Below are 2,497 nucleotides of genomic sequence, written 5' to 3' on the forward strand. Positions count from 1 at the left end.
AACTCAAAATAGACGAAATTACATTAACCCTTTAAACTTTAAATTTATGATTAGAACAATGAAACAAACAACAAAAACAATGTCAAATTTATCTCTAGACATCGAGATTGTAAACCCTATAGAGAGCAAAAGCCTTTTTGGAGGTTGTGATTACTGCAATAATGGATACTCGCAAGCAACAGGGTGGCGATGTATGATGAATTATGGAGGAAGTCAAAGCGAAGGAGATGGTTATGGTAGTGATATTGCAAGTAATATTGGTTATTATGATAGCAATAACCATACATTAAACGGTGGTTATGCATCAGACTGGAACAATTATGGAGGGGATAATGGTGGCGGAGGTTCTGACAGCGGGAATACATATGATAATTCCTGGGTAGATAATAACGGTGATGGGATAAATGACGGTGACCAATTAATCCCTGTAATCCTTCCAAATCTTCCAGCAAGTGTGGCTATTCAAGCGCAACCTGGTTCTTGTGTTCCAACAAATGCTTCATTTTTAGCAAGCTATTTTGGCTCGCCTCAGTCACCTGAATTTATGATGCATGAATTTGGTTTAACACAAAATTGGAATGCTAATCAAGAGGAATATTATTTATATGATGGATTGGGTGTCGATTTGCAGGTTGCATTTCTTCTACAACAATTTAATATGACCGGAGTAAATACAATTGTTGAAATGACTAATGCTATTGATAATGGGCACCCTGTAATGGCTGCAACCATTGATGCAAATGGTAGTGATGGACATCAAGTTACAATTGTTGGATATGATAGTGCAACAACAATATTTACAGCCTATGATTCAGTTACTGGGACTTATGCCGAATATTTATATTCTGAAATAAGTTTAGCTATTTTATCGTGGGAGATAACTGGCGTAAAACCATGATTTTAAGATTAATATTTACAGTTGCTTGCTTGCAGGCAACTGTAGTGTCGTTTTCTCAAACTGAAACACAAAAGCAATTGATGTATGAGCATATAAATAGAGACTCAAAAGGGAGTAGTATAATTGGGAAAATTCAGCCTATTGAAAACAAAGAAGCGTTATTTAATAACGCACAAATATTACCTGTTTATAAAGTAGTTTTTGATAAAACAAACAAACCAAGTTTTATTCAAAAGGAAAAATATTATCTAGTTTTTTACATTGGAAGGTTGTATATATTTGTAAATAATAAAGGTTCGCGTTTATTTGAAAATAGTCCAATAATACAAAATTTAACTAAATTTAATTCTGAAAAAAAGAAATTTAAAATAGTCTATTTTACTGAAAGTTTTTCGTTTGATAGTGAAATATTTAATCCATTAATCACGGATGATATATTTAGTTATATAATTGACAAAGGAATTCAATATAAGTTTTTTGATTTTATAGATTTTAAATATGGCTCCATTGAAAAGTTGAAAGAGTTTTCTGCACTTGATATAGTAAGAGAAAAATTAACAGTAAAAGATATTAATAATTATATAAAAAGCAATTATTTAACTTTTCAATATTATTGCCCAAAGGACACTACACTTGTATTAAAATCGTTAGTAAATGAAATAAGAAATGCAACAAAAGATTTTTCTAAAGGTCAAGAATTAAAATTAGTTAGTACAATTAAGCAAAAACTTAATCCATTCCCTTTTTTTAAAAAAACACCTAAAAGTCAAAAGTTAAATGACTCGATTGTAAAAATTCAAGAAACAGAAATTAAAAAGATAATTGATGAGCATCAAAAACATCTTTCTAAAGTCATAGGTAATTATGAATTTAAAATATACGGAGTTAGCATTACCAATGAATTGCTGGAGATATTTACGAATAAACAACTTGTTGATTATATAAATTATAACAATTTGATGAGACCTGCTTTAGATACCTTGGTCTTTCAATATAATAGATGGTATCGATACAGCTATGGAAAGGAAGTTTTAATTAAGGCTGGTATTATTAAAAATGATAGTTATAAAGAATTTCAAAATTATTCAAATAAAATTCTTGAAGAATGCGGTTGTCCATTTGATGAATCTATAAAAAGGGAAACAATAATTAGATAAAAATAAAAAATGAAATATATTCCAATCGTATTACTGCTCCTTTTATTTACCAGTTGCAAAGGTCAGCCAACTTCCGTTTGTTTAAGCAAACTTGAAAAAAAAATAGAGGAGCAAATAGATGAATTGTCAAATTATCACCTATCGCTCCAAACCCAAATAAGTTCGCTGACTATGCAATATAAACTATCAAATAGTGTTGGTGAAATGTTATTTGAGCTTTTAAAACTTGGCCGTAAGACCATAGTAGAATATAAAGCGCAACTAGTAGAAAATTTTAATATAGCAATCGAACATCAAAAAGCAATAAACAACCTGTATTTATTAAAACTCAAAATAGACGAAATTACATTAACCCTTTAAACTTTAAATTTATGATTAGAACAATGAAACAAACAACAAAAACAATGTCAAATTTATCTCTAGACATCGAGATTGTAAACCC

Annotated in this window: 3 protein-coding genes; all 3 read left to right on the forward strand. The window is 29.8% G+C overall.

The features are described from left to right. Positions 1 to 898, forward strand: an 898-nt coding sequence (locus tag RMO70_RS10845; RefSeq protein ID WP_310556457.1) for a C39 family peptidase, incomplete at its 5' end; no start/stop codon positions are given. Further along, complete coding sequence (locus tag RMO70_RS10850) at positions 871 to 2,055, forward strand: hypothetical protein (RefSeq protein WP_310556458.1); 1,185 nt, start codon at positions 871 to 873, stop codon at positions 2,053 to 2,055. The genes RMO70_RS10845 and RMO70_RS10850, both read left to right, overlap by 28 nt. A 9-nt stretch (positions 2,056 to 2,064) precedes the next feature. Beyond that, on the forward strand, positions 2,065 to 2,415 hold the full coding sequence (locus RMO70_RS10855) for a hypothetical protein (protein ID WP_310556459.1): 351 nt from the start codon (positions 2,065 to 2,067) through the stop codon (positions 2,413 to 2,415). The last annotated feature ends 82 nt before the right edge of the window (positions 2,416 to 2,497 follow it).

Origin of the sequence: Flavobacterium sp., from assembly GCF_031422135.1 — a bacterium.
Taxonomy (GTDB): domain Bacteria; phylum Bacteroidota; class Bacteroidia; order Flavobacteriales; family Flavobacteriaceae; genus Flavobacterium.